The organism is Alcanivorax sp., assembly GCF_017794965.1.
In the GTDB taxonomy this organism is placed as follows: Bacteria; Pseudomonadota; Gammaproteobacteria; order Pseudomonadales; family Alcanivoracaceae; genus Alcanivorax.
Genome location: NZ_CP051240.1, coordinates 3,745,262 through 3,769,008 on the forward strand (window position 1 = coordinate 3,745,262; position 23,747 = coordinate 3,769,008).

Below are 23,747 nucleotides of genomic sequence, written 5' to 3' on the forward strand. Positions count from 1 at the left end.
TCGTACCTAAGCCGCCTTCCCCTCAACAAAATCCTTCCACACCCCAAACGGTGTCCAGATCTTTTCCATGTCCCGGCGGGCGATGTCTTCGTCCACGCCCAGCTTTTCCACGCGGTAGCGGTACACGAACGCGGATACCCGCATGTTGGCCGCACAGTGAACCCATACCGGGGTGTTGCCGGCCTCTTTCATGGAGTGGCAGAAGCGTTTGTAGTCCCAGTCCGTGGGCTGCTTGAAGTCCACCGGGATGTGCATGTAATGCAGCCCCAGTTCCTTGAGCACCAGCGCCTCATCCTCCAGGGCGTTTTCGGCGCCGTGAGGCGCCAGGTTGATCACGGTGCAGAATCCGGCCTTGGCAATGCGCTTGAACTGCTCTTCGGTGGGCTGGCCGGAGCAGGCCAGGGTAGGGGTGAGCAGCTGGAAATTGAAGATCTGGTCCAAGTTGTCTGCAGCGCGCCTGGGCATGAACAGGCTGCGGGTAAAGCCCATGCTGCTGCGAATACTGTTCCAGCCATTCAGGTAGCGCAGGTCAAAAAGCTGGATAAGGGTTTTCAGTTTTCCGGGGCGTGCCATGGGTCGGGTCTCTGCCGTAACCGGGGGAGACCTAGTGTTGTCCCGGAGGCCGTGGGGTTCAATGGCTGAGTTGGCATGGGGTATACCGAAAGCACCACGGTCTGACATTTCAGACCAGTGATGGGCTCAACCCTGCTGCCAGTGGAACGACAGTGTCTGCTCTTTGGCAAAACGCTGCAGATGGTCCGCCACCACTTTTTGAAGCGGCTCCAGTCGGGATGCATCCGGCGTGTGAATCTGGACAGCGAGGGCGTGGGGCTGCACCGCCATGGTGGCGAGGGTGTCAGCGTCAAACGGGACGGTGAGGTGGTTGTCTTCCAGGTCTACGGCAAACTTGTGGCCCCAGTGGCGTCCCAGGCGGGTAATCAGGCGTTGGCCATGTTCGGTGGTGATGCTGGCTGAAGAGGTGAACATGATGTCTGCTCCTGCAGGGGTTGCTGTTTAACTGGGCATATTGTCTGTGCCCGGCAGCAGAGAAACGAGCGCAGTCAGTGGCAGCAAACCATCAGTTTTATGGATCGGTCTCTCCGGGCGTCACTGTGCTGACATAAAAACGCATGAAATGGTCGCTGGATTGTTGCCATTGTGAGGTGGGGGCTTTCCCGGGCTCGACCAAAACCGCTTCGCTTGCAAACAAGCTCCCACAGTGTGGTTTTCCGGGTTTGCGTGATGCGGCCGCGGAGCGGCATAAAAAGGGCCGCAAAAGCGGCCCTTGTCTGCAAAGCGTGTTGCATGAAGCGTGCAGCATGTTGCGTCTACTTCTCCACAAACGCTCGTTCGATCACATACTCACCCAGCACCCCGCCGCGGGTTTCCTTGAAACCCCAGTTGTCGAGGATCTCGGTGGTGTCCTTGAGCATGGCCGGGCTACCGCACAGCATGAAGCGGTCGTTTTCCAGGCTGGGCTTGTGCAGGCCCAGGTCCTCGAAGATCTTGCCGCTGGTCATCAGGTCGGTGAGTCGGCCCTGGTTGCGGAACGGCTCGCGGGTCACTGTCGGGTAATAGAGCAACTTTCCTTTCACGAATTCACCAAAGAATTCATTGTTGGGCAGCTCATTCTCGATGGTGTCCTGATAAGCCAGTTCCGACACATGGCGTACCCCATGGGTCAGGATCACGTGGTCGTACTGGTCGTACACTTCCGGATCCTTGATGATGCTCATGAACGGCGCCAGGCCAGTGCCGGTGGAGAGCAGCCACAGGTTTTTGCCCGGCAGCAGGTGGTCGGCCACTAGGGTGCCGGTGGGCTTGCGGCTCACATAGATCTTGTCACCCGGCTGGATCTTCTGCAGCTGGGAGGTAAGCGGGCCGTCCGGCACCTTGATGCTGAAGAACTCCAGTTCTTCCTCATAGTTGGCGCTGGCAATGGAGTAGGCCCGCAGCAGCGGCCGGCCGCCATCCTGCTCCAGACCAATCATGGTGAAATGGCCATTCTTGAAACGGAAACCCGGGTCCCGGCTGGTGGTAAAGCTGAACAGGGTGTCGTTCCAGTGGCGAACGCTCGTGACGGTTTCGGTATTCAGATTAGACATAGTTAAATCAGCGCTTATTCCAAAATTCCAGTTGGTGGAAATTTAATCGAAGCCTTGTTATCGGTAAAATGGGTAATTACGATTTATTATATCGGCATTACCGATATAGCGGCACGCATCACGCTGCACGCAACAACGCGGAGCGACCTTGATAGCGGCAGAGAGGAGGGGCTTCGCGCTGAAAGGTGGGTGCGCGGCGTCAGGGTTTACTGAATAATCAAGCGGTTATCGCGTTGTTGCGTGTTGCGTGAAGCGTGATGCCGCTCCCGGAGGGAGCATGAAATTCACTCTGCGCCAGCTTCAGGTCTTCCTGGCCACGGCGCACCACGAAAATATCAGCAAGGCGGCGGAAAGCCTGAGCATGAGCCAGTCGGCGGCGTCCGGGGCCCTGAAGGAACTGGAGGGGCTTTACGATGTGAAGTTCTTCGAGCGGGCCGGCAAGCGCCTCAAACTCAATGAGCTGGGCCGTCAGTTCTGGCCCCGGGCAGAGGCCCTTCTGGCCCAGGCTCGGGAGCTGGAAGCCGATTTGCAGACTCACAAGGATCTGGGTCAGCTGAATGTGGGCGCCACCCTCACCATCGGCAACTATCTGGCGGTGGCGATCATGGCGGACTACATGGCCCAGCAGCCCGGTGCGCGGGTGCACCTGGAAGTGGCCAATACCCGTTCCATTGTGGATCGGGTGCTGGGGTTCGAGCTGGATCTGGGTCTGATTGAGGGCGAATTGAATCACCCGGACCTGGAGTTGCTGCCCTGGCGGGAAGATGAGCTGGTGGTGTTCTGCAGCCCGGAGCATGGGCTGGCGGGTAAGTCAGCACTCACTGATGATGATCTGCGTGAGGCGCCCTGGATTGTGCGGGAGTCCGGCTCTGGTACCCGGCAGACGTTCGAACGTGCCCTGCATGGGCTGGTGCCGGAGCTGAATCTGGCCCTGGAACTGGAGCACACCGAGGCCATCAAGCGGGCAGTGGAGGCGGGGCTGGGCATCAGTTGTCTGTCGCGGGTGTGTCTGCGTGAGGCCTTCCGAAGGGGGTCGCTGGTGGAGTTGCCGGTACCCCAGCGGGATTTCAGTCGGGACTTTTATTTTGTGCTGCATCGTCAGAAGTATCGCAGCCCGGGGATTGAGAGGTGGCTGGAGTTATGTCGCGCGTCCGCACTGTAGTACGTCGTTCGTTGTTGTTGGTGGCAGCCCTGCTGGTGGCAGGCCTGTTTTTGCCGGAATCGGGAAGGATGCCGGTGGTGGGGGCCAGCAAGGGAGACTGGCACCCGGATACCTTCTGGTCTCACCCCTGGGGACGCTCCGGGGTGCACAAGGGAGTGGATATCTTTGCAATCAAGGGCACGCCGGTGGTGGCCAGCAGCGCGGGGATAGTGCTGTTCCGTGGTGAGTTGGCCCGCGGAGGGAAGGTGGTCCTGATGCTGGGGCCAAAGTGGCGACTGCATTATTACGCGCATCTGGATCAGACCGTAGGAAACAGCCTGTGGCTCGACGCCGGTGAACAGCTGGGGGCAGTGGGGGATACCGGCAATGCGGCCGGCAAGCCTCCCCATCTTCATTATTCCCTGGTCAGCTTGCTGCCGTTGATCTGGAAAGCGGACGGGGCTCCGCAAGGCTGGAAGAAAATGTTCTATCTGGATCCGCTGGCCCATTTTGGTGGTGCTGACCAGTGAGAGAGGAAACCGTAACGCTGCGCCGGGAGTGGCAGGCTTTCTGGTTGGCGGTGGGGTTTGTTAGCCGCATCCCGATGCTGGTGAAGGTGGATTATTCACAACGGCTGATGAACCAGAGCAGTGTCTATTTTCCGCTGGTGGGTTTGTTGCTGGGGGGGCTGTACGTCGGGCTCTACAGTCTGCTGGAGCTGTGGTGGACACCGCTGATCGCAGTATTGCTGGTGGTGGGTTTTCACCTCTGGATTACCGGCGCTTTTCATGAGGATGGCCTGGCCGACAGCGCGGATGGGTTGGGCGGTGGCTATACCGTGGCACGGCGTCTGGAAATCATGAAGGACAGCCGCATAGGCACCTACGGCACGGCCGCATTGGTGATGGTGTTGCTGTTGAAGGTGGCGTTGCTGACCACGGTATCGCCGGTGTGGTTGGGGCTGTTGCTGGCACCGGCAGTGAGCCGCCTCACGCCACTCTGTCTGATGCGCTGGTTGCCCTATGTGACGGACCCGGACACCAGCAAGAGCAAGCCGGTGGCAGAAGGGTTTAGCCGTCAGCGGCTGATGGTGGCGGCGGTGGGCGTCGCGGTCCTCGCCCTCGCTTTCCAGGTAGCGTTGGCGGCGCTGATATCGATCGCGCTGGTGGCCCTGGTCTGGGGCACTATGCTGAAGAAAAGTCTGGGTGGCTACACCGGCGATACCTTGGGAGCCAGTGTGGTTCTGTCGGAGCTGGTGTTCCTGTTGTTGCTGGCGGTGTGAGGGGCGCAAGTTTCAAGTGACAAGTTACAACGCAGGATAGGCCTGTATGCTTGTTTGATGGTGGTGTTTTGCACACAGACAATAGTGCGCGGGCAAAGAGGTAAACCCGGCAAGGCGTTTATCCGCGCCTTGCAACTTGTCACTTGGAACTTGCAGTTCTCAGCCCGCTGGCAAATATGTCTCCCGCACAATCCCCTCCAGTTTGTCATACGGCAGCACCAGCGTCGGCTGCCCCATGGCGTAGGGGGCAATGTGGTAGACGTTGTACTGCAGCACCATGCCCTGGTCATTGAAGAAGGCGTCGTCGGTTTTTTCGAAGGGCCAGCTTTCCCGAAAGGTCTCGTCCAGTGCCTGGCTATCCAGCCACTGAGTATGCGCCTGTTCTGCCAGTGACCAGAACGCGGCCTGTTGGCCCGGCACCAGCAGGTCTTCCAGCGCCAGCCATTGCTGTTGCTTCAGGTCCCAGTGGTAATAGCCCACATTGGGTTGGCCATGGGCGCCGCCGGTGTATTCGTAACTTTCCATGCTCAGGGTCAGCAAGCCATTGGCATTGCGTTGCTGTTTGACGGTGGCGTTCAGTTCCCAGCCCTGTTCGGGGGACATGGCCATGTCCGAGGCATCAGCCAGAAACGCATCGGCCAGCCCTTCGATACTGCCATCGTGGGTGGCGTCCCCTTGCAGTCTTACCAACATGGATGCCAGGCGGTTCTCGATGGCCTTGTTGAGGACCGGTTGCTCCTCATAGTTGAGCCAGTTCACTTGCACCCGGGGGCAGTGCTCCCCGTCGCACTGGGGCGCGGTCTTCTTCAGTTCAAAGCGGATCCGGGTCAGTGTGGGCAGGGGGCGTTCCGACGTGCTGTGGGCGGACGTTTCCGGTTGCGGTTGTTCGTTATCGTTTGTGTTGTCACAACCACTCAGCAGCAACAGGCCGAGCAGAAGCGCCAGTGTCATACGCATGACGTCGCCTTCCCTCAATATCGAACAATGGTGCAGGCATTAAAAGTCAGCCGTATCACGGGTGCAAGTTGCCTTTTGCAACCCGCAGCGGCAGCCTCTATCCTGCCACCGCCAGCAAGGGCCAGGGGCCCCTGAATAACTGCAATTGGGAGAGAGCGATGAGTTTTTGGACTGTATATCTGTCCGGTGAGATCCACACCGATTGGCGCGAGCGAATCATTCAGGGGTGTGCCGAACTGGAGCTGGATATCGAATTCACCAGCCCGGTCACCGACCATGAAGCCAGCGACAAGGTGGGCGTCAATATCCTGGGTGCAGAAGAAAAACGCTTCTGGGAAGACCGTCTGGGCGCGGGGATCAATGGTATCCGTACCCGCAAACTGATCGACGAAGCCGACCTGGTCGTGGTCCGTTTTGGTCCCCAGTACAAGCAGTGGAATGCGGCGTTTGATGCGGGCTACACCGCTGCCCTGGGCACGCCCATGATCATCCTCCATGAGGAAGAGCATGATCATCCGCTCAAGGAAGTGGATGCAGCGGCCGATGCCGTGGCACGTACCCCCGAACAGGTGGTCGAGATGCTGAAATATATTCTGACAGCCTGATTCAGCACGCCGGCGCCCGCCCGGGCGCCACTGCTGTCCCACCGTTTCCTGAAGGTCCTGAGGAAGCGGAGGCGCTTTCTCTTGTGGGAACTTGATTGCGCGAATAGCCCTTGCCGCACCAACATTCGCCTGCAGGCAGTCTCCCGCGAGACAGGAATTGCGAGCGTCAAAATACGGCGGTTAAATCCTGTTCACCAAACAGTGAAACCCGCCGGCTTGCCAGCCTGGCCGGTTTCGGACTTCGCTAAGTTAAACTGTGGGATAGCAGTGGCCCGGGCACGCCTTTACAGATTTTTTCATCCTCCCCGGGAGCTATCTGCCTTGATTGCTTGTCACAGTGTAGTGACAAGTAAGGCCAAGGAGATGCCCCATGACACACAAGTTACTCGCCGCCGCCACCCTGATGATGGTCACCACTGCCGCGGCCTGGGCGGACAGTACCGAAGGCATGCCCAACGTGAAGACACCTGAGCCCGAGAAGGTGGAAGTGCAGGTGGAATCAACGCTGGACGATATCCGTCAATTCAGTGTGGAGCAGAAGAACGAGGCCATGCGTGCTGCTCGCCATGCCCTGGATGATCTGGAACAGCAGATGACCCTGTTGCAGTCAGAAATGGACAGCCAGTGGCGTGATCTTTCCCAGGATGCCAGACTCGGGAAGCAGGAAGCCATGTCTGCATTGAAACAGGAGCAGAAGGAACTGGAGGCACATTACCGGTCCATGCAGGATGCCGGCGAGGATAACTGGCAGGCCGTGCAGGAGCGTTTCCAGCAAAGCTGGGGTGCCGCAAAGGCCAACTGGCAAGCGTTGGTGGGTGACGCAGAATCCTGAGCGGCCACCAACCCGACAGGCGGGGAGGAACCCATGCTGACATTGATACCCTTCGATGATAGCCGTGTGGTGGGCGCGCGGATTTCCGGGAAGATCACCCGGCCAGAATTCGACAAGATGGTGGAAAAGCTGGAAGCGGCCCTGAACAGCCATGGCAAGGTGCGTGTTTATGTGGAGCTGGAGCGGTTCGGTGGCGTCGCCATGGACACCTTGCTGGAAGACCTGAAATTCGGCATTCGCCACTGGAATGATGTGGATCGCAAGGTGGTGGTGTCCGACGCGGACTGGGTTCACCGTTTGGCGCGCCTGGCTTCCCGCCTGTTCAGCAATATTCAGGTCAAGGTGTTTGACCGTGACCAGGAACAAGCGGCGAAAGCCTGGATCTGTGAGGAATAAAAGGGTTTTCCGTTTGTAAGCGTGCAGAGCCAACGAGCCTGACGATGGGTGTAGCGAGTCACGAGTTTCGAGTTGCAAAGATCAAATTCGACGTTACCACGTTGTGGGAAATCATCCCGATTTGAGTATTCGCCTTTCGAAACTCGAAACTCGTACCCCGCAACTGCCATTAACCCAGCAACCGCGCCAGATTCTCAAGACACTGCGCGTACATCTTTTCTGCCCCTTGCCGTGCCATTTCCACTTTCGCCTCGGGCGCATTGCCGCCGTTGAACTGGGCCTGCCAGATCACCGTGCAGCCGCTGTCGGTGGGCTGCACTTCCATCGTCGCCTGGTAATGGGTCTCTTCACGCACGCCGGGGGCCCTGATGATGCGGTAACCGAAGGTGCGTGCCTGCTCATCCATGGCGGTCAGCGCCTCTACCACTTGGCCGCCATCGGCGGTGGTGACCGTGCGCACCGCACCCACCCCTTCGCCCTCCACACTGCAACCGGCGACGCCGGGCAACCAGCTCAGATCGGAAAAATCCCGGATGCGCTGCCATACGGTGTCCGCGTTTTGTTTGAATGGATGTTCCACATAAATAACCGGCACGGCGTTCTCCCTGATTAGTGGTTTTTGTTATCCCGGGCGGCAAGGCGCTGGCGCAGGAAAGTTTCGAATGAGGTGAGGAACGGGAAGTCCTTGCGGACGGCGTCCACATCAAAACGCCAGCGCACGGTGTTGTTCCACACATACTGCCGGGCGGCTTCCGCGTTACTCAGGCGCAGGGCCCAGAGCGGAATGCGGAAGGGCAGCGGACGCTTGCCAGTCACCTTGCGGTAGATGTGTTTCATTTGTGCCACGGTCAGCACATCGCTGGCCAGGTCCGGGCGGGTGCCGATGAACTTGTCCGGGTTGGCAAAGATCTCGGCGCTGGCCCGGGCGATATCGTCCACGGTAACCATGTGGAAAGGGACGTCCTTGTCCAGACACCCGTCCAGCGTCGCCAGCACCAGGGCCGGATTGATGGCCTTCTTGCCTTTGTTGCCCATCACCGGTTCAAAGAAATTTTCCATGAAGAACACTTCGCGCAACATGGTGAAGGGCAGGCCAAGCTTTTCGATGTGTTGCTCGATCTGCCATTTGCTGGCGAAGTGCAACACATTGCCGGCTTCTTCGCAGCCGGCCACGGACGTCTGCAGGAAATGCTGCACGCCTGCGGCAGCGGCGGCATCCGCCAGGCGAATGCCCTGATCAATCTCGCGTTGGTAGCCGACGTCCTTTTCCCAGAAATTCTGCAGCGCAAAGACGCCGTAACACTCCTTGCAGGCCAGCTGCAGGGACACACTGTCATCCAGATCGCCGGCGACTACCTCCACCCCCTCACGGGCCAGCGCTTTGGCGGCAGGTTTGTCGGGATTACGGGTCAGGGCGCGCACGCTAAAGCCCTTTTCAAGCAACAGGGGAATCAGGGCGCCGCCCTGGGCACCGGTGGCACCGGTAACAAGAATGCGTTGGTCAGTCATGGTTAATCCGCTCAGAACTGGCTGGTTCTGAACAGGATGCCTTCAGGAACGACAGCCAACAATGACGAAATCCGTCAGGGAAATGGTGGATGCGGTGGAGTGAGGATCGGCATTCTGTCGCGAGTAACGAGAGACGAGTTTAGAAACTCAAAGTACCGGAACTCAGAAGTGTTGGCGTGAAGGGCTCTCCACGGGTGTCTCAGCCGCAGAGCCGCGAATAAGAGAGAGCATTGCGGGTTAAAAGGAAACAGAGGAAGGTCGGGATTGGGCGAGTGCGATATCCTGTCCTGGTGGGGAGATTCAGCTTGCTGAACGAAGCTTCTGATAGCACGCCTTGGTCAAAACCCTTTCGCTTGCAAGCAAGCTCCCACGGGGGGGGCCGCCAGCTGGATTTCTGCGTGTAGCTTGGTGCGTGAAGCGTGGAGCAGCCGCAGAGCGACCAAAAAAAAGGGGGCTTCTGCCCCCTCGTTGTCGCCCGTTACATTGTCGCCGGATGCTTCATCTTGCCAGTCTTCGAAATCATCCAGCGCGTCGCGCCAATCCAGTTTCGGGCGGGTCTGTTTTTTCGGTGCCTGATGGGCTCCACCCTTGCGCATCAACGGGTCGATGGCCGCCCAGTTACGCAGGGGTTTGGGGGCTGCAGCCATGGGGCTTGCTCCTGTACATGAAAGGTTACCCCCGCCAGCCAGTCTGGCGAGGGCGCGCGATCATACGCCCGGGCAGGGTGCCTTGCTACAGTTTTAATGCGTCCAGGAAAGATAAAGATGGGCTCCGCTCAGCCGGTTGTCATAGCGGAACTTGTATTTGGAGGTGGTCTCGGTCACGTTCAGGTTGTTGGTGGCCAGCCCGGCCCCCACGCCCAGCCCTTTCCAGAGGCGGTACTCGGCCCCGACTTCCAGATCGGTGAACAGCCCTTTCCACTCGTCGAACTCAAGATAGAAGCCATCACCTCGCAGGAACCAGTGGAACCGGGGGGTGACCCGGTAATTGAGGCCGAAGCCCAGGGTGGGCAGTGGAAGGGTGGTGGCGGCGCTTTCTGCCTGTTGCGTGCTGCTTGCCCCGGGCGGCGTGCTGAGCACATCGATATCAATGGCAAAGCGGGACACGTGCAAGCCGCCGCCCACCATCAGTTCGACTTTTTCATTGTGATAGAAGGAGTAGAAGTAGCTGGCCTTGCTGATTTCGTAATCCATGCTGCTGTCTACCCGACTGCCGGCGGCCAGGGTGATGTCGTCTCCGTTTGGCGCAACCCATTCCACATCGGATTGAAGATCTCGCCGTGCGTCAGTGTCCACCTTGAACCAGGACACCGAGACCTGCGACCTGGGGGTGAAGCGATAGCGGCCGTTCACCTTGAGGACGGTGTTCTCCAGATCCAGCCCGAGCGTGTCGGCGGGACGGATTGCTGCCCCGGCCCCGGCATTCCGGCTGACCAGCGACAGCGTGGTGTCGGCCCTGAATACATGATAACTGCCAGCGGAAATGGAGAAGGTTTCATCCATTGCCAGGGAGTCTGCGTTAGCCACTGATTGCCAGGCCAGAGCTGACAGGGTGCCAACAAGAATGAGTGGTGAGCGGTGAAACGTCCGTGTATTCGGCATGATCAATCCCTTCCAGCTGAGTCGTGGTCACCAAGATAAGGGAAAGGAGGTGTGCTTTCCATGCGCGGCTGATGCGTTGATAAAAGTTTGCGCTTGAGCCAGTGGCAGTGGAGGCTCAGACTTTGTTTCGGCTTTTGCTGCGCTGCGGTTAACAGGGCCGCGTCTTGAAGGCGGGATTGTGGCAGGATGGCTGTGCCTTTCAGGCTCGGCGCTTGTGTCGGGCGGTTTACGATTCATGGACAAGGAAGCATCAATGCGGTTTTTATCGGTTATGGTTCTGTTGCTGGTGTCACTGCTGGCCGGTTGTGCCAGCCAGGGTGGCAGCAGCGGGGACACGCTGCGCGTGGGCGTGATGGCAGATTATCCGCCGATCGTTTTCGAGGATGAGAACGGTGAGCTGGCTGGTCTGGAAGTGGACTTTGCCCATGGGTTGGGCGAGGCTCTGGATCGCCCGGTGCAGTTTCAGCGCTACTCACTGCCGGCATTGTTTGCGGCACTGCAGGCAGGGGATATCGACATCATCATGTCCGGTATTTCAATCACGCCTGAGCGCCAGCAACATTTCCTGTTCAGCCTCCCCTATACCACCATCGGGCAGATGGCAGTGATTCGCCTGGAAGATGCGGGCCTGCTGGCGGCGCCGGGGGTGTTGCTACGCAGCGACTTCCGTATTGGTTACAAGAACGGCACCACCGGTGAAGCTCTGGTGATGAAGCGAATCAGCAATGGTGTGGGCTTTGACAGTAATGCCTCCGCCATGGAGGCGTTGATCGCCGGCCAAGTGGACGCCTACGTCCATGATGCGCCCACGGTCTGGAATCTGGCCAACAATCCCAAATACCAGTCCGGACTGCTCGGTCTCTACAAGCCACTGACCAGCGAGCAGCTGGCCTGGGTCATGGCTCCGGAAAACCGCTTGTTGAAAGAGCAGGTGGATGCGGTGCTGAAGGACTGGATGAACAGTGGCGAGCTCATGCGTCTGAAGCACAAGTGGATCCCGGTGAAGATTCTGGCTGGGGAGTGAATGCAGGCAGGATGCTGGACGCCAGAGGCCAGACGCCAGACGCTAACCTCGGCGCTCTTCATGCCGTAGGAGCCTGCCTGCAGGCGATAGAGCGTCGATCAAGGCCGAATCGCCAGCAGGCTGGCTCCTACGGTGATAGATAGCCATGGCCTGGTTTTACCGTCAGGCCTCAGGCGTCCAGCATCCGGCGTCCCCTAAATATCCGCATAATCCTGGCCGCCTTTAAGCCAGCGGCGTAACAACGGGTCCACCAGCGTCGGGCACTCGTCCAGCAGCCGGTCGGCCACCTCTCGGGCCGGTTCCATCAGGGCTTCATCCCTTACCAGATCAGCAATCCGGAAGGCCAGGTCGCCGGTCTGCCGGGTGCCCAGCCATTCACCGGGGCCGCGCAGTTTCAGGTCTTCCTCGGCAATCACAAAGCCGTCGGTGGTTTCACGCATCACCGCGAGCCGCTTCTTGCCGGTGTGAGACAGTGGGCTCTTGTAAAGCAGCAGGCAGTAACTCTGTTCACCACCCCGACCCACCCGGCCGCGCAGCTGATGCAGCTGGGCCAGGCCCAGCCGTTCGGCATTTTCCATCACCATCAGGGTAGCGTTGGGCACATCCACCCCCACCTCGATCACGGTGGTGGCGATCAACAGTTGTGCCTCGCCGCTGGCAAAGCGTGCCATGCGCTCAGCCTTTTCCTTTGCCTTCATGCGCCCGTGCACCAGTTCCACGGTGAGGTCCGGCAGGGCCGCCTGCAGTTCTTCAAAGGTGGCTTCCGCCGCCTGGGCCTGCAGTTCCTCGGATTCTTCAATCAGGGTACAGACCCAGTAGGCCTGGGTGCCCGCGCGGCAGGCATCGTTGATGCGCTCGATCACCTGGGGGCGACGCCCCTCGGGCAGTACCAGGGTGTCGATGGGTTTACGCCCCGGTGGCATTTCGTCGATCACCGAGGTGTCCAGATCGCCGTACACGCTCATGGCCAGAGTGCGGGGTATGGGCGTGGCGGTGAGTACCAGTTGATGGGGCACCTGCACACCATGGCGGGTCTCGAAGCGGCCCTTTTCGCGCAGGGCCAGGCGTTGCTGCACCCCGAAGCGATGCTGTTCGTCAATGATGGTCAGGCCCAGGCGATGGAACTGCACCGCCTCCTGGAACAGGGCGTGTGTACCCACCACAATCTGTGCCGAGCCATCGGCCAGAGCGGCGTTGGTTTCTCGCCGGGCCTTCATTCCCAGGCTGCCGGCCAGCCACGCCACCTCGATGCCCAGTGGCGCGAGCCAGTGACGGAAGTTGTCGCGATGCTGTTCGGCTAGCAGTTCCGTGGGCGCCATCAGTGCCACCTGGTAGCCCGCTTCAATGGCGGCCAGGGCGGCGGCGGCGGCCACCAGGGTCTTGCCCGAGCCCACATCCCCCTGCACCAGCCGCAACATGGGGTGCGGCTGGCGCATATCGGTCATCAGTTCACCGATCACTCGTTGCTGGGCGCCGGTGAGGGCAAACGGCAGGCTCTCCTGCAGTCGATCGAACAGGGTGGTGCCGGCCAGGCTCGGGGCATGGAAGGCTTTTTGCCCGGCACGCTTCTGCAACATGCCCAGCTGGTGCGCCACCATCTCTTCCATCACCAGTCGTTTCACTGCCGGGTGCTTGCCGTCCAGCAACAGGTTCACCGGATCATCCGGGCGTGGGTTATGCAGCTTGTGTAGTGCTTCGGTGAGGCTGGGTAGCCCGCTCTGATCGAGCAGGGCGTGGGGGATCAGTTCCTCGGGAGGATGCGCCTGCAGGTAATCCAGTGCCTGGGTGGTGAGCTTGCGCAGGGTTTTCTGGTGGACGCCATCGGTGGTGGGATACACCGGGGTGAGGGCTTTTTCCAGTGGCGGCAGCGGCTGGTTGCCGTGGGCGATCTGGTATTCCGGGTGATAGAACTCCAGCCCGGCCGCACCGGGGCGGGGCTCGCCGTACACCCGGATCGGACGTCCCCGCTCCAGGTTGTTTTTCTGGGCTGCAGTGAAATGAAAAAAACGCAGCGCCACCATGCCGGTGCCATCAGCTACCTTGCAGAGCAGGGCCCGGCGGCGCCCGAAGACCACATCCGCGGCCATGACCTCCCCTTCGATTACCACCCCGGTTTCCGGGCGCAGGCTGCCGATGGGGGTGATACGGGTGCGGTCTTCGTAACGAAAGGGCAGGTGGAACAGCAGGTCTTCCAGATTATGCAGACCCAGCTTGGTCAGTTTCTCGGCCGCAGCCGGTCCCACGCCCTTGAGGCGGTGAAGCGGGAGACTGGAGAGGGAATCACTGGCCATCAACCCCTTCCTGTGGGCGCTAGGCATGCATGGCGATTGTGGGCAGGCGGTACGAAGATGCAAGTTTCAAGTTTCAAGTTGCAAGGCGCGACAGGGGCTGGATATACCTGTCCGGGTTTGTTGCCCGCGAAGCAACCCGGGTGCTGGCGCGAAAGAGCAGACTCGAATCCCGCTGTGGCCTGATCCGCGTTGCGACGTGCAACGTGAAACTTGCTTCTGCCCATCGTTAACCCGACAACCCTTCCTTGGGCACTGCCTGGCGCAGTACCTCGATGGCCTTGGGTCGCGGGAAGCTGTCTCGCCACACCAGCGCAATGGTCCGCGAGGGCACCGGTTCTTCAAACGGTCTAACAGTGAAGGTGTCCTTGTCGTAGCCATGCTGGTAGAGCGCAGAGTTGGGCAGCACGGTGACACCCAGCCCACCGGCCACCATGTGGCGCAGGGTTTCCAGGGAGCCGCCTTCGATCTGCACCAGGTTTTTCTGGGTCTGCGAATCGATGGCCGGACACAGCTCCAGGACCTGATCACGGAAACAGTGGCCTTCGCCCAGCAGCAACAGGGTTTCGTTGAGCAGTTGTTCCGGCGCGATCTTTTCCTGATCGGACCAGTCGTGATCCTTGGGTAGCAGCACCGAAAACGATTCCTCATACATGCGTGCCCGCACCAGGCCGCCACCGGAAAACGGTAGCGCTACGATGATGGCATCCAACTCGCCGTGTTCCAGTTTGCGGCGCAGCACATGGGTGTAGTTTTCTTCAATGAACAGGGGCATGTCCGGTGCGGCCTTGCGCACCTGCGGCACCATGGTAGGGAACAGATACGGTGCCACGGTAAAGATGGCGCCCACCCGTAGCGGCGAGCCCAGCTGGTCACGCTGGCTCATGGCCATCTGTGACAACAGGTCGGCCTGTTCCAGCACCCGTTGCGCCTGGGCCACAATCGGTTCAGCCTGAGGCGTGACGACCACCTCCCGTGGGCGACGCTCGAACAGGGGCATGCCCAGCTGCTCCTCAAGCTTCTTGATGGCCGCACTGAGGGTGGGCTGGCTCACATTGCAGGCCTGGGCGGCATGGCCAAAATGGCGCTCACGGGCCAGGGCGACTAGATAGCGTAGTTCTGTTAGTGTCATGGTGTCGATACGTTAAACCGATGGTCTCTGCATTGTGCACCTGTGTAGGGGGCGATGCCAGAGGGGCTATTAATTAATAATGAATAATTAATAGTTAATAACTCGCGGCTGAGGTGGGTAGTATTTTCACCGTTCGGGGTCGCGCTTTCGCGTGGGTAGTGCCGGCGGGTTTTCGTTATTCATTATTCATTATTCACTATTAATTGGTTTTCAAATGTCTCACATCTTGATTGCTGGTCTGGGGGATCTGGGTTCCGGGCTGGCGGAAACATTGCTGGCGGAGGGGCACCGCGTCAGTGCGATTCGTCGCGGTGACAGCTGTCCGGCTGGCGTGGAGTTGTACAGCCAGGATCTTACCGAGGGCGCGGCCATGTTGCCGCCGGATCAGGTGGATCTGCTGGTGATCATCATGACGCCCTCTGAATACAATGAAGAGGGCTACCTGAAAGCCTACGTGCGCGCGCCCCTGACCCTGCTGGATGCGCTGGCGCAGCAGCAGCCCCTGCCGCCGGTGGTGTTTGTTTCCAGCAGCGCCGTGTTCGGTGAACTCAGCGGCGAAGTGGACGAAGCCACGCCGCCGAAGCCGGAGCGTTATAACGGCAAGGTGGTGTTGGCCGCGGAAGAGGAAATCAGCATCCGCGCCATGGGCACGGCGGTGCGGTTTACCGGCATCTATGGTCCAGGGCGTTACCGGATGATCGACAAGGCCGCCCGTCTCGCCCGCGGAGAGGAAGCCCTGCCGGACGCCAGGTGGACCAACCGCATTCATCGTGACGACTGTGTAGGCTTGCTGCACAGCGTGGTGGACGGCTGGCTGGCAGGTCGTGACATGCCACCGCTGGTGGTGGGCACCGACAACGTGGGCGGCCGCAATCTGGATGTACTGCAGTGGTTGGCCGAACAGCAGGGCCTCACTCTCGAAGTGCCCGATGACACACTCAACAACACGCCCGCCGGCAAGCAGGTGAAAAGCCTGTATATCTCCCAGGGGCACTACACCCTCAAATATCCTGGTTATCATGAAGGGTATACCCAGGTGCTGGCGGAGAGGAGCAGTTGAAAGTTTAAAGTTGAAAAGTTCAAACGCGGGCCCGGCCTGCTGGTATCAGGCCCGCCTTCGCCGCGTCCAAGGCCTGATTGCCCATCCTGTGGGAGCTTGCCTGCAAGCGATTCAGGCCTGGAAAAGCTCACAATCGCCAGCAGGCTGGCTCCCACAGGTGGAACATAACCACCCGCGCCTTTTGAACTTTGAACTGGCCTTCCGAGCGCATTTCCGGCGTTTTCACGCTAAAATCCCCCTCCTGTCGGAGAATGCCCCGGGAATTGGTGATTTTTTCGCCGATAGACTTGCCTCCGGCGCAGGCATTAGTAAAGTGTGCGCCTCAATTTCGTGTCTGTGGCGGTGCCGGTATGCCGATGCGCCGCAAATGCCCGTGGTGGGCGCAATGGAGTGAAGTGAATGAGCACACCGGTTGCCGTGGTAATGGGGTCCCAGTCCGATTGGGAAACCATGAAAGAAGCCTGTGACGCCCTGACCCAGTTTGGTGTTGGCTGGAAAGCGGAAGTGGTCTCTGCCCACCGCACCCCCCAGCGCATGTACGACTTCGCCAAAACCGCCCACGACAACGGCTACAAGGTGATCATCGCCGGGGCCGGCGGCGCCGCCCACTTGCCCGGCATGATTGCTTCGCTGACCCCGCTGCCGGTACTCGGCGTGCCGGTGAAAAGCCGCACCCTGTCCGGCTGGGACAGCCTGCTGTCCATCGTGCAAATGCCCAAGGGCGTGGCGGTGGGCACCCTGGCTATCGGTACCGCCGGTGCCTGGAATGCGGGGCTGCTGGCCTCCCAGATGCTGGCCACGGAAAACCCGGCGCTGCTCAAGAAGATCGCCGACTGGAAAGCCTCCCGCGCTGACGAGGTGCTGGCCAACGCGGAGCTGGGTCAGGGGTAATCCCCGACACGGCACCTGCCCCCTGATTTGCTCTAACGGACCTGCTATGAATCGTGTACTCGTTCTTGGTGGTGGCCAGCTTGGCCTGATGATGGCGGAAGCCGCTGCCCGCTTGGGCCTGGTGGTAGACCGTTATGACCCGGAGCGCGCCCTGCTGCTGCCGGGTACCTCCGATCTGGCGGTGCCGATCAGCTGGGAAGAGTGTCAGGAACGTTACCCGGTGATCACCGTGGAGCGCGAAGCCTTCCCGGAAGAAGGGCTGTCTGCGGATCTGGCCAAAAGCGATCGCTGTGTGGCCCGCGGTGCCCTGCAGGTGATTCCGGACCGCTTCACCCAGAAATTCATGCTCGACAAGCTGGGCATTCCCACCGCTCCCTGGGTGCTGCTGGACAAAGAGGCAGACCTGCAGGCCGCCGTGGACCAGTTCGGCGGGGTGGTAGTGAAGGCCCGCTCTGGCGGTTATGACGGTCGCGGGACCTGGATTGTGGGCGAGGGCGGTGACCTCTCCTCCGTCCCGGCTGCGGAGCTGGCCGGCAAGGCCATCGTCGAGAAGAAGATTCCCTTCCGTCGTGAGCTGTCAATCGTCGGCGCACGCAGCATCAGCGGGGAAACCCTGTTCTACCCGCTCACCCGCAACTGGCACGTGGATGGCATCCTGCGCCTGAGCCTGGCCCCGGCCAACGCCTGTGCGGATCTGCAGAAGCCTGCGGAACAGATGCTCAAGGGCATCATGGAAGAGCTCGATTACGCCGGCGTCATGGCGGTGGAGTTCTTCGAAGTGGATGGCCAGCTGATGGTCAACGAGATTGCCCCGCGGGTACATAACTCCGGCCACTGGACCCATGAAGGGGCCGACTGGTCCCAGTTCGATCTGCACGTTCACGCCCTCGCCGGCGTTCCCCTGCACGCCCTCAACGTCCACGGCCCCTCCGCCATGGTTAACCTGATCGGCACCCCGTTCGAAAACGCCTGGCTGCAACATCCGGGTGTGGTGCACTGGTACGGCAAGAGTGTGCGCCCCGGTCGCAAGGTGGGCCATGCCAATCTGGTGGCCGATACTCTGGAAGGGCTGCGCGAAGGGCTGGATGCCTGGGCCGATGTGTTGCCTGAGGGCTATCAGGCCGTGCTTGAGTCCGAACTCAAGCTGGGCTGAAGTAAGCTGCAAGCCACAAGCTTCAAGCTGCAACGCGGGTAAGGCTTTCCCAGTTTGAGAGGCCGTGCCCGCGAACCCTCAAGCGGTGAGAGGTTGTGGCGCGGCCCTGTGGGAAATTCAGCTTGCTGAATGAATGGCACTGGCTGGCCAGCGAGGTTCCCGTAACAGGCAGGCGCTTGAGCGTGATGAAAGCGCTAATTCGCTCAGCAAGCTGAGTCTCCCACGGTGTTATCACCCCTCCTCCAGGTTTCACGGGTTACGCCTGGCGCGCGCCATCTGCTGTAGGAGCGCCACTTGAGGCGCGAACCAAACCGTTTCAAGTTGCGAGAAGCGAGCTTCGAAAGGCAAAATCCCGGAGCCGGCTCGTCTTCCCAGCTCTCGGCTCTCGACACTGGTAACTCACAAACCGGGACTATTCGCGCCTCAAGTGGCGCTCCTACAGCACGATTCAGGCGTGGCCCGGTTGCTGGAAGGCATACCCTTGCTAACTTGAAGCTAGCGGCGCCCCTTCACATTCTTTCCCGGTGCAAATGGTCTAGACTTCCCCCTTTGGTTGTTTTCAGGATCTTTTACCGTGTCACTTGCCCTGTCCCTCACTCGCTATCGCCGGCTGATCATGTTGCTCATGGTTATCGCGCTGGTCTTGATCGCCGTGGAAATGACCGGTTTGCGCGAGCAGTTGTCGGTGTCGTTCCTGCGTGAGCAGCTTGAGGCAAACCCGGTGAGTGGGGCGATCGTCTTCATCGTGGTGTTTGTGGTGGGTAATCTGATCCAGTTGCCGGGCTGGATCTTTTTGGTGGCAGCGATTCTGGCATTGGGCACGGTCATGGGCGGCATGGTGACATATATGGCGGCGGTGACCTCGTGCCTGGTGACCTTCGCCCTGGTGCGCGGCCTGGGTGGCAATGCCCTGCGGGAAATCAACAACCCCTGGGCGAAGAAGATTCTCGCCCGGCTCGATACCCATCCGGTGCGCAGTGTGACCGTGCTGCGGATGCTCTTTCAGACCATGCCGGCGCTCAACTACACCCTGGCGCTCAGCGGCGTCCCGCTGCGCCCCTACGTGATAGGCACCCTGCTTGGTCTGCCGTTCCCGATCACGCTCTACTGTCTGTTCTTCGACCGGATTCTGTTGCTGCTGCCGATCGGGTAGATACAAGCTGTTAGCTGCAACGCGGATTAAGGGCGTGTCATCCGAAAGCCGCTCCGGCCCGCTCCCTGGCCCCTCGGGGCTACCCTTGTGGGAGCTTGCCTGCAAGCGATCCGAGCCCAAGCGAGGTAATCAGTTTCGAGTTGCGAGTACCGAGTTTCGAAGGGCAAAACCTTATGCCTGGCCGCTGGTTGTAGATTTTCGAAACTCGGTACTCGTCACTCGCTTCTGGAATCTTTACCTCGCTTAGGCTCGGATCGCTTGCAGGCAAGCTCCTACGGAGTAGTCTTCCGGAGCCCGGAGCCCGGAGCCCGGAGCCCGGAGCCCGGAGCCCGGAGCCCGGAGCCCGGAGCCCGGAGCCCGGAGCCCGGAGCTCGCCGCTGCCTTAATGCCGCAACAGCGCACTCAACGAATCCACCACTTCCGCCCAGTCCGCATCCTCGCGGACCGATTCCGCCAGGAACTTCGCCTGGGATTCAGACCAGAACGGCGCTTGATGGAGGTTCATGCTGGTGTCGAGTTTGCCGGCATGGGCCTGAATGAAATCTTCGATGCCGGCGTCGCTGTCGTCCAGTCCGAGCTGGGCAAACAGGGTGTTGAGGTTGTGGGTGGCGGTATCCATATCGCTCTCCCTCTGCGGTTTGTAGATGAATAAAGGTGCTTCCTTTTACCTGTGTTTGATCCTGCGCCTTTTCAACCCGTCTGTCTCCCATCCTTTGGGAGGGTTTAGAGGAACGCGCCGGATGCCTGAGGCCAGATGCTCGATGCCAAAAACAACAACGCCCGCTGAAAGCGGGCGCGTGTTGCATGCTGCGTGTTGCGTGAAGCGGCTTTCAGGCAATATCCATGATGCCGTCCATTTCCACGCTGGCGCCCTTGGGCAGGGCGGCCACGCCGATGGCGGCACGGGCCGGGTAGGGCTGCTGGAAGTGACGTGCCATTACCTCGTTGACCAGTGCAAAGTGGCTCAGGTCGGTGAGGAAGATGTTCAATTTGACGATGTCCTGCAGAGAGCCGCCGGCCGCTTCGCACACCGCGGTCAGGTTGCTGAATACCTGCTCGATCTGGGCTTCCATATCGCCGTCCACCAGCTCCATGGTGGCAGGGACCAGTGGAATCTGACCAGACAGATACACAGTGGAGCCGGCCTTGATCGCCTGGGAGTAAGTGCCAATGGCCTGCGGGGCCTTGTCGGTGCTGATTACAGAATGGTTGGACATGATCGGTTCTTCGTCAGTTGTGCCCCCGGCCACAGGCCAGCAGGCGAAATCAGGAACCGGCTATGCTGGCACGCCACCGGGCTGCACGCAATAGCGGTGGCTGTCGGTTGTTGTTTCCCTGTGGGAGCTTGCCTGCAAGCGATTCGTGGCTGGAAAAGTATGACATCGCTTGCAGGCAAGCTCCCACATCAAACAGTGCTTCTGGCTTACTTTTGCACCGGCTGGGAGGCGGTAGCCTTGCTGGATATGAGCCAACTACCTGACAGTAAAAGCCTGAGAAGGGGCCGCTACAGTGAATCACAGAGGGTTTACCTGATTACCTCCGTCACCGATGGGCGACAGCCTTATTTTGAATCCTTGTTACCTGCAAGGACGCTGGTTCAGCAGCTTATGGAGTGTGAGCAGGCAGGTTATGCCGTCACTCTGGCTTATGTGGTCATGCCGGACCATTTCCACTGGCTGATGCAGCTGGGAGATCGGGGCTCACTGTCGTCGGTGGTGCAGCGGGTCAAATCCTGTGCTACACGCAAGCTCAGGTCCGCGGGTCATGGATGTGAGTGGCAGCAGGGCTTTCATGATCACGCCGTGAGGCGGGAAGAGGATCTAAAGGGGCTGGCAAGGTATGTGGTGGCAAACCCGTTGCGGGCAGGGTTGGTGAAGAGTGTACGAGATTACCCGCATTGGGACTGTATCTGGTTGCCTTAAACCCGCTCGCAATGTTCTGGCCTGCTGTGGGAGCTTGCCTGCAAGCGATGGTGCAGTTTAATCGCAGGAAATCGCTTGCAGGCAAGCCCCCACAGGGTAAAGAATGCGGCTGGACCTTAAAGCCTGTGAATCCGCACAATACTGTCCAGCGTGCGCAGCTTCTTGATGATGCGGGCCAGGTGGATGCGGTCTTTGACGGTCATGGTCACGTTCAGGATGGTGAGGGTGGGGTCCTTCTCGGCCATGTCGATGGTGTCGATGTTGGAACCCAGCTCGGACACGCTGTTGGCCAGGGTGGCCAGCACGCCGCGTTTGTTGATCAGTTCGATACGCAGGGCGGCGGTGTATTCCTGCTCCACGTCCTTGTCCCAGCTCAGCGCGATGCATTTTTCCGGCGCGTTGCGCATTTCCGCCAGCAGGTTCTTGCAGGTATCGCGGTGAACCACGATGCCGCGGCCGGCACTGAGATGGCCGATGATGGTATCGCCGGGCAGCGGGTAGCAGCACTTGGCATAGCTTACCATCAGCCCTTCACTGCCGCGAATGGCCAGCGGCTTGCGGTCATCTTCCTGGCGTTCGTCATCGTCCCGGGCGCCGGCCAGCTTCCTGGCCACCAGCGGGGCCAGGCGGTTGCCGATGCCGATATCTTCCAGCAGGTCGTCCAGCTCGAAGTAACCGTTACCGGCCAGCTCGCTGACCACCCGCTCGATGGGCAGGTCGTCCAGGCCCATGTCGTAACTGTGCAGGGCTTTCTCCAGCAGACGCTGACCCAACTCCACCGCATCTTCCCGCTGCTGGTGTTTAAGGAAGTGGCGGATGTTGGTGCGCGCCTTGCCGGTGACCACGAAGTTGAGCCAGGCCGGGTTGGGGGTGGCATTGGGGGCGGTGATGATCTTCACCGTCTGCCCGGATTCCAGCGGCGTGGAGAGTGCGGCCAGCTTGCCGTCGATACGCGCGGCCACGCACTTGTTGCCCACCTTGGTGTGTACCGCGTAGGCAAAATCCACCGCGGTGGCGCCGCCGGGCAGTTCCTTGATGTCCCCCTTCGGCGTAAAGATGTAGGCCTCGTCCGGAAACAGGTCCACCTTCACGTTCTCGATAAACTCCATGGAGTTACCGGTCTTCTGCTGCAGTTCCAGCAGGCGCTGCATCCAGCTCTGGGTGCGGCTGTGGGTGGGCGTGCCGGGCTCGCCATCGGACTTGTACAGCCAGTGGGCGGCGATGCCGTTGTTGGCCATGGCCTCCATTTCCTCGGTGCGGATCTGCATTTCCAGGGGAATGCCGGAGCGCGCCTTGAGGGTGGTGTGCAGGCTCTGGTAGCCGTTGGCCTTGGGGATGGCGATGTAATCCTTGAAGCGGCCGGGGATTGGGGTGAAGTAGTTGTGTACAGCGCCCAGTACCCGGTAACAAGTGTCGACCCGGTCGACGATGATGCGGAAACCAAACACGTCCATGATGTCGGCGAACGGTTTGTGCTGTTCCTTCATCTTGTTATAGATGCTGTAGAGATGCTTCTCGCGGCCCAGCACCCGCGCCTCGATGCCTTCTTCTTCCAGGCAGTGTTCCAGGCTGGTCTTGATGGTAGTAAGAATTTCCTTGCGGTTACCGCGGGCCTTCTTCACCGCCTGGCCAATCAGCTTGGCGCGCATGGGGTAGATGGCGTGGAAGGCCAGGTCTTCGTATTCCACCCGCATGTTGTACATGCCCAGCCGGAAGGCGATGGGGGCGTACAGTTCCAGGGTTTCGGTGGCGATACGGCGGCGCTTTTCTGCGCGCATCACATGCAGGGTGCGCATGTTGTGCAGGCGATCCGCCAGCTTGATCAGGATGACGCGGATATCCCGGGTCATGGCCAGCATCATCTTGCGCAGGTTTTCCGCCTGCTGCTCGGCCTTGGACTCGAACTTGATCTGGGCGATTTTGGAGACGCCATCCACCAGCTCAGCCACTTCCTCGCTGAACTCGTCGGCCAGTTGTTCCTTGCTGACGCCGGTGTCTTCGATCACATCATGAAGCATGGCCGCCATCAGGGAGGCATGGTCCATGTGCATGTCGGTGAGGATATTGGCGACCGCCAGCGGGTGGGTGATGTAAGGATCGCCGGTACGGCGGTACTGCCCTTCATGTGCCTTCTCGGCAAAATGATAAGCGCGTACGACCTGGCCGATCTGTTCGTCGTCCAGGTAACTGCGTAGCCGTTTTTCCAGGTTATGGATGGTGGGCAAAAGTCCTCGTCACGCCCTTGGCGAGTAGCTGGTTAGATTCACTCTTAGCTTAGATTTGAGGACGGGCTTTGTCTATGACAAGGAGACAGGTTGTGCCTATCGGCAAACCGGAGGGAGGCTATTGCGCTGTCAGGCGGAAATACCGGGGTATTTCCGCCGTCGCAGGGGCGAATTACTCGCCGAAAGACTGGGTCAGCAGGGCCAGCTCGTCCACGTCGGCGTTGCGGTCAGCCAGCGGGCTGTCCACGGAATCCGCAGTCACGTGACCTTCGGCGATTTCACGCAGGGCAACCACGGTGGGCTTGTCGTTTTCCCAGGCCACACGCGGCTCCTTGCCACCAGTCTGCAATTGACGGGCGCGCTTGCCTGCCACCAGTACCAGCTCGAAGCGGTTATCCAGTTGTTCCAGGCAATCTTCTACGGTTACACGTGCCATGCTGTTCTCCTACAGGCGGGTGCGGCCAGCGGGCA

The 23,747-nt window shown here is 60.0% G+C and carries 26 protein-coding genes; 12 read left to right on the forward strand and 14 right to left on the reverse strand.

Features of this window, described 5'->3' with window-relative positions; translation table 11 throughout:
- Positions 1-6: 6 nt before the first annotated feature.
- From HF945_RS16380 to HF945_RS16390, 3 genes are all read right to left on the reverse strand, one after another.
- Complete coding sequence (locus HF945_RS16380) at positions 7-573, reverse strand: protein tyrosine phosphatase family protein (protein WP_290523628.1); 567 nt, start codon at positions 571-573, stop codon at positions 7-9.
- Positions 574-699: 126 nt separating this feature from the next.
- Complete coding sequence (locus tag HF945_RS16385) at positions 700-987, reverse strand: DUF2218 domain-containing protein (protein ID WP_290523629.1); 288 nt, start codon at positions 985-987, stop codon at positions 700-702.
- Positions 988-1,328: 341 nt separating this feature from the next.
- Positions 1,329-2,105: a ferredoxin--NADP reductase gene (locus HF945_RS16390; RefSeq protein ID WP_290523630.1), complete on the reverse strand. Its 777-nt coding sequence runs from the start codon at positions 2,103-2,105 to the stop codon at positions 1,329-1,331.
- Positions 2,106-2,382: 277 nt separating this feature from the next.
- Here HF945_RS16390 and HF945_RS16395 point away from each other — a divergent pair, with 277 nt between their 5' ends.
- Genes HF945_RS16395 through cobS form a run of 3 tightly spaced genes read left to right on the forward strand, consistent with a single transcriptional unit; the run spans position 2,383 to position 4,528 of the window.
- Complete coding sequence (locus HF945_RS16395; RefSeq protein ID WP_290523631.1) at positions 2,383-3,267, forward strand: LysR family transcriptional regulator; 885 nt, start codon at positions 2,383-2,385, stop codon at positions 3,265-3,267.
- Positions 3,246-3,776 (forward strand): M23 family metallopeptidase, encoded by a 531-nt coding sequence (locus HF945_RS16400; RefSeq protein WP_290523632.1) that lies wholly within the window; start codon positions 3,246-3,248, stop codon positions 3,774-3,776. The genes HF945_RS16395 and HF945_RS16400 overlap by 22 nt, the downstream gene beginning before the upstream one ends.
- Complete coding sequence (gene cobS / locus HF945_RS16405; protein WP_290523633.1) at positions 3,773-4,528, forward strand: adenosylcobinamide-GDP ribazoletransferase; 756 nt, start codon at positions 3,773-3,775, stop codon at positions 4,526-4,528. Before HF945_RS16400 ends, cobS begins: the two co-directional genes overlap by 4 nt.
- 159 nt (positions 4,529-4,687) lie before the next feature.
- Here the strand turns inward: cobS and HF945_RS16410 are convergent, their stop codons facing one another.
- The gene (locus HF945_RS16410; RefSeq protein ID WP_290523634.1) at positions 4,688-5,485 is read right to left on the reverse strand and encodes a DUF3298 and DUF4163 domain-containing protein; all 798 of its coding nucleotides are present in this window, start codon (positions 5,483-5,485) and stop codon (positions 4,688-4,690) included.
- 158 nt (positions 5,486-5,643) lie between these two features.
- Here HF945_RS16410 and HF945_RS16415 point away from each other — a divergent pair, with 158 nt between their 5' ends.
- The 3 genes from HF945_RS16415 to HF945_RS16425 all read left to right on the forward strand — a co-directional run bounded on the left by HF945_RS16415 (position 5,644) and on the right by HF945_RS16425 (position 7,318).
- Positions 5,644-6,090 carry a YtoQ family protein gene (locus HF945_RS16415; RefSeq protein WP_290523635.1) on the forward strand — a complete coding sequence of 149 codons (447 nt, stop codon included), beginning with the start codon at positions 5,644-5,646 and terminating at the stop codon, positions 6,088-6,090.
- Positions 6,091-6,460: 370 nt separating this feature from the next.
- On the forward strand, positions 6,461-6,922 hold the full coding sequence (locus HF945_RS16420) for a hypothetical protein (RefSeq protein WP_290523636.1): 462 nt from the start codon (positions 6,461-6,463) through the stop codon (positions 6,920-6,922).
- A gap of 33 nt (positions 6,923-6,955) precedes the next feature.
- The gene (locus tag HF945_RS16425; RefSeq protein WP_290523637.1) at positions 6,956-7,318 is read left to right on the forward strand and encodes an STAS/SEC14 domain-containing protein; all 363 of its coding nucleotides are present in this window, start codon (positions 6,956-6,958) and stop codon (positions 7,316-7,318) included.
- 169 nt (positions 7,319-7,487) lie between these two features.
- Here the strand turns inward: HF945_RS16425 and HF945_RS16430 are convergent, their stop codons facing one another.
- From HF945_RS16430 to HF945_RS16445, 4 genes are all read right to left on the reverse strand, one after another.
- Positions 7,488-7,913, reverse strand: coding sequence for an SRPBCC family protein (locus HF945_RS16430; RefSeq protein WP_290523638.1), 426 nt, complete (start codon positions 7,911-7,913; stop codon positions 7,488-7,490).
- A 14-nt stretch (positions 7,914-7,927) separates the two neighbouring features.
- Positions 7,928-8,827, reverse strand: coding sequence for an NmrA/HSCARG family protein (locus HF945_RS16435; protein ID WP_290523639.1), 900 nt, complete (start codon positions 8,825-8,827; stop codon positions 7,928-7,930).
- Between the two features lie 338 nt (positions 8,828-9,165).
- Positions 9,166-9,474, reverse strand: a complete 309-nt coding sequence (locus tag HF945_RS16440) for a hypothetical protein (protein WP_290523640.1) — start codon at positions 9,472-9,474, stop codon at positions 9,166-9,168.
- A 93-nt stretch (positions 9,475-9,567) separates the two neighbouring features.
- A complete protein-coding gene (locus HF945_RS16445) occupies positions 9,568-10,428 on the reverse strand; it encodes a hypothetical protein (RefSeq protein WP_290523641.1) in 861 nt (286 codons plus the stop codon).
- Between the two features lie 253 nt (positions 10,429-10,681).
- Here HF945_RS16445 and HF945_RS16450 point away from each other — a divergent pair, with 253 nt between their 5' ends.
- A complete protein-coding gene (locus HF945_RS16450) occupies positions 10,682-11,452 on the forward strand; it encodes an ABC transporter substrate-binding protein (RefSeq protein ID WP_290523642.1) in 771 nt (256 codons plus the stop codon).
- Positions 11,453-11,646: 194 nt separating this feature from the next.
- Here HF945_RS16450 and recG read toward each other — a convergent pair whose 3' ends face one another.
- Positions 11,647-13,743 (reverse strand): ATP-dependent DNA helicase RecG, encoded by a 2,097-nt coding sequence (gene recG / locus HF945_RS16455; protein WP_290523643.1) that lies wholly within the window; start codon positions 13,741-13,743, stop codon positions 11,647-11,649.
- A gap of 226 nt (positions 13,744-13,969) precedes the next feature.
- Complete coding sequence (locus tag HF945_RS16460; protein WP_290523644.1) at positions 13,970-14,872, reverse strand: hydrogen peroxide-inducible genes activator; 903 nt, start codon at positions 14,870-14,872, stop codon at positions 13,970-13,972.
- 214 nt (positions 14,873-15,086) lie between these two features.
- Between HF945_RS16460 and HF945_RS16465 the strand changes: the two genes are divergently transcribed.
- The 4 genes from HF945_RS16465 (at position 15,087) to HF945_RS16480 (ending at position 19,129) form a co-directional block, all read left to right on the forward strand.
- Complete coding sequence (locus HF945_RS16465) at positions 15,087-15,932, forward strand: NAD-dependent epimerase/dehydratase family protein (RefSeq protein ID WP_290523645.1); 846 nt, start codon at positions 15,087-15,089, stop codon at positions 15,930-15,932.
- A gap of 399 nt (positions 15,933-16,331) precedes the next feature.
- Entirely contained in the window at positions 16,332-16,823 is a 492-nt protein-coding gene (gene purE / locus HF945_RS16470; protein ID WP_290523646.1) for a 5-(carboxyamino)imidazole ribonucleotide mutase, read from the forward strand.
- Positions 16,824-16,869: 46 nt separating this feature from the next.
- Positions 16,870-17,976, forward strand: a complete 1,107-nt coding sequence (locus HF945_RS16475) for a 5-(carboxyamino)imidazole ribonucleotide synthase (RefSeq protein WP_290523647.1) — start codon at positions 16,870-16,872, stop codon at positions 17,974-17,976.
- Between the two features lie 574 nt (positions 17,977-18,550).
- Positions 18,551-19,129 carry a VTT domain-containing protein gene (locus tag HF945_RS16480; RefSeq protein WP_290523648.1) on the forward strand — a complete coding sequence of 193 codons (579 nt, stop codon included), beginning with the start codon at positions 18,551-18,553 and terminating at the stop codon, positions 19,127-19,129.
- 382 nt (positions 19,130-19,511) lie between these two features.
- On the opposite strand, the gene HF945_RS16485 is transcribed toward HF945_RS16480, so the two are convergent.
- Positions 19,512-19,748 (reverse strand): DUF2789 domain-containing protein, encoded by a 237-nt coding sequence (locus HF945_RS16485; RefSeq protein WP_290523649.1) that lies wholly within the window; start codon positions 19,746-19,748, stop codon positions 19,512-19,514.
- Between the two features lie 211 nt (positions 19,749-19,959).
- The gene (locus HF945_RS16490) at positions 19,960-20,346 is read right to left on the reverse strand and encodes a RidA family protein (RefSeq protein WP_290523650.1); all 387 of its coding nucleotides are present in this window, start codon (positions 20,344-20,346) and stop codon (positions 19,960-19,962) included.
- A 246-nt stretch (positions 20,347-20,592) separates the two neighbouring features.
- On the opposite strand from HF945_RS16490, the gene HF945_RS16495 reads away from it, so the two are divergent.
- On the forward strand, positions 20,593-21,051 hold the full coding sequence (locus HF945_RS16495) for a transposase (protein WP_290523651.1): 459 nt from the start codon (positions 20,593-20,595) through the stop codon (positions 21,049-21,051).
- A 116-nt stretch (positions 21,052-21,167) separates the two neighbouring features.
- Here the strand turns inward: HF945_RS16495 and spoT are convergent, their stop codons facing one another.
- Positions 21,168-23,276 (reverse strand): bifunctional GTP diphosphokinase/guanosine-3',5'-bis pyrophosphate 3'-pyrophosphohydrolase, encoded by a 2,109-nt coding sequence (gene spoT / locus HF945_RS16500; RefSeq protein WP_290523652.1) that lies wholly within the window; start codon positions 23,274-23,276, stop codon positions 21,168-21,170.
- Positions 23,277-23,448: 172 nt separating this feature from the next.
- Positions 23,449-23,712 (reverse strand): DNA-directed RNA polymerase subunit omega, encoded by a 264-nt coding sequence (gene rpoZ, locus HF945_RS16505; RefSeq protein WP_035232669.1) that lies wholly within the window; start codon positions 23,710-23,712, stop codon positions 23,449-23,451.
- Between the last annotated feature and the right edge of the window lie 35 nt (positions 23,713-23,747).

Bases quoted from the DNA above. Each gene is read 5' to 3' on its own strand.
- HF945_RS16485 (WP_290523649.1), bottom strand. From the start codon at position 19,748: ATGGATACCGCCACCCACAACCTCAACACCCTGTTTGCCCAGCTCGGA.
- HF945_RS16395 (WP_290523631.1), top strand. From the start codon at position 2,383: ATGAAATTCACTCTGCGCCAGCTTCAGGTCTTCCTGGCCACGGCGCAC.
- purE (WP_290523646.1), top strand. From the start codon at position 16,332: ATGAGCACACCGGTTGCCGTGGTAATGGGGTCCCAGTCCGATTGGGAA.
- HF945_RS16460 (WP_290523644.1), bottom strand. From the start codon at position 14,872: ATGACACTAACAGAACTACGCTATCTAGTCGCCCTGGCCCGTGAGCGC.
- HF945_RS16400 (WP_290523632.1), top strand. From the start codon at position 3,246: ATGTCGCGCGTCCGCACTGTAGTACGTCGTTCGTTGTTGTTGGTGGCA.
- HF945_RS16385 (WP_290523629.1), bottom strand. From the start codon at position 987: ATGTTCACCTCTTCAGCCAGCATCACCACCGAACATGGCCAACGCCTG.
- HF945_RS16440 (WP_290523640.1), bottom strand. From the start codon at position 9,474: ATGGCTGCAGCCCCCAAACCCCTGCGTAACTGGGCGGCCATCGACCCG.
- HF945_RS16465 (WP_290523645.1), top strand. From the start codon at position 15,087: ATGTCTCACATCTTGATTGCTGGTCTGGGGGATCTGGGTTCCGGGCTG.
- HF945_RS16390 (WP_290523630.1), bottom strand. From the start codon at position 2,105: ATGTCTAATCTGAATACCGAAACCGTCACGAGCGTTCGCCACTGGAAC.
- HF945_RS16415 (WP_290523635.1), top strand. From the start codon at position 5,644: ATGAGTTTTTGGACTGTATATCTGTCCGGTGAGATCCACACCGATTGG.
- recG (WP_290523643.1), bottom strand. From the start codon at position 13,743: ATGGCCAGTGATTCCCTCTCCAGTCTCCCGCTTCACCGCCTCAAGGGC.
- rpoZ (WP_035232669.1), bottom strand. From the start codon at position 23,712: ATGGCACGTGTAACCGTAGAAGATTGCCTGGAACAACTGGATAACCGC.
- HF945_RS16450 (WP_290523642.1), top strand. From the start codon at position 10,682: ATGCGGTTTTTATCGGTTATGGTTCTGTTGCTGGTGTCACTGCTGGCC.
- HF945_RS16475 (WP_290523647.1), top strand. From the start codon at position 16,870: ATGAATCGTGTACTCGTTCTTGGTGGTGGCCAGCTTGGCCTGATGATG.
- HF945_RS16425 (WP_290523637.1), top strand. From the start codon at position 6,956: ATGCTGACATTGATACCCTTCGATGATAGCCGTGTGGTGGGCGCGCGG.
- HF945_RS16420 (WP_290523636.1), top strand. From the start codon at position 6,461: ATGACACACAAGTTACTCGCCGCCGCCACCCTGATGATGGTCACCACT.
- HF945_RS16435 (WP_290523639.1), bottom strand. From the start codon at position 8,827: ATGACTGACCAACGCATTCTTGTTACCGGTGCCACCGGTGCCCAGGGC.
- HF945_RS16380 (WP_290523628.1), bottom strand. From the start codon at position 573: ATGGCACGCCCCGGAAAACTGAAAACCCTTATCCAGCTTTTTGACCTG.
- HF945_RS16445 (WP_290523641.1), bottom strand. From the start codon at position 10,428: ATGCCGAATACACGGACGTTTCACCGCTCACCACTCATTCTTGTTGGC.
- HF945_RS16490 (WP_290523650.1), bottom strand. From the start codon at position 20,346: ATGTCCAACCATTCTGTAATCAGCACCGACAAGGCCCCGCAGGCCATT.
- HF945_RS16410 (WP_290523634.1), bottom strand. From the start codon at position 5,485: ATGCGTATGACACTGGCGCTTCTGCTCGGCCTGTTGCTGCTGAGTGGT.
- HF945_RS16495 (WP_290523651.1), top strand. From the start codon at position 20,593: ATGAGCCAACTACCTGACAGTAAAAGCCTGAGAAGGGGCCGCTACAGT.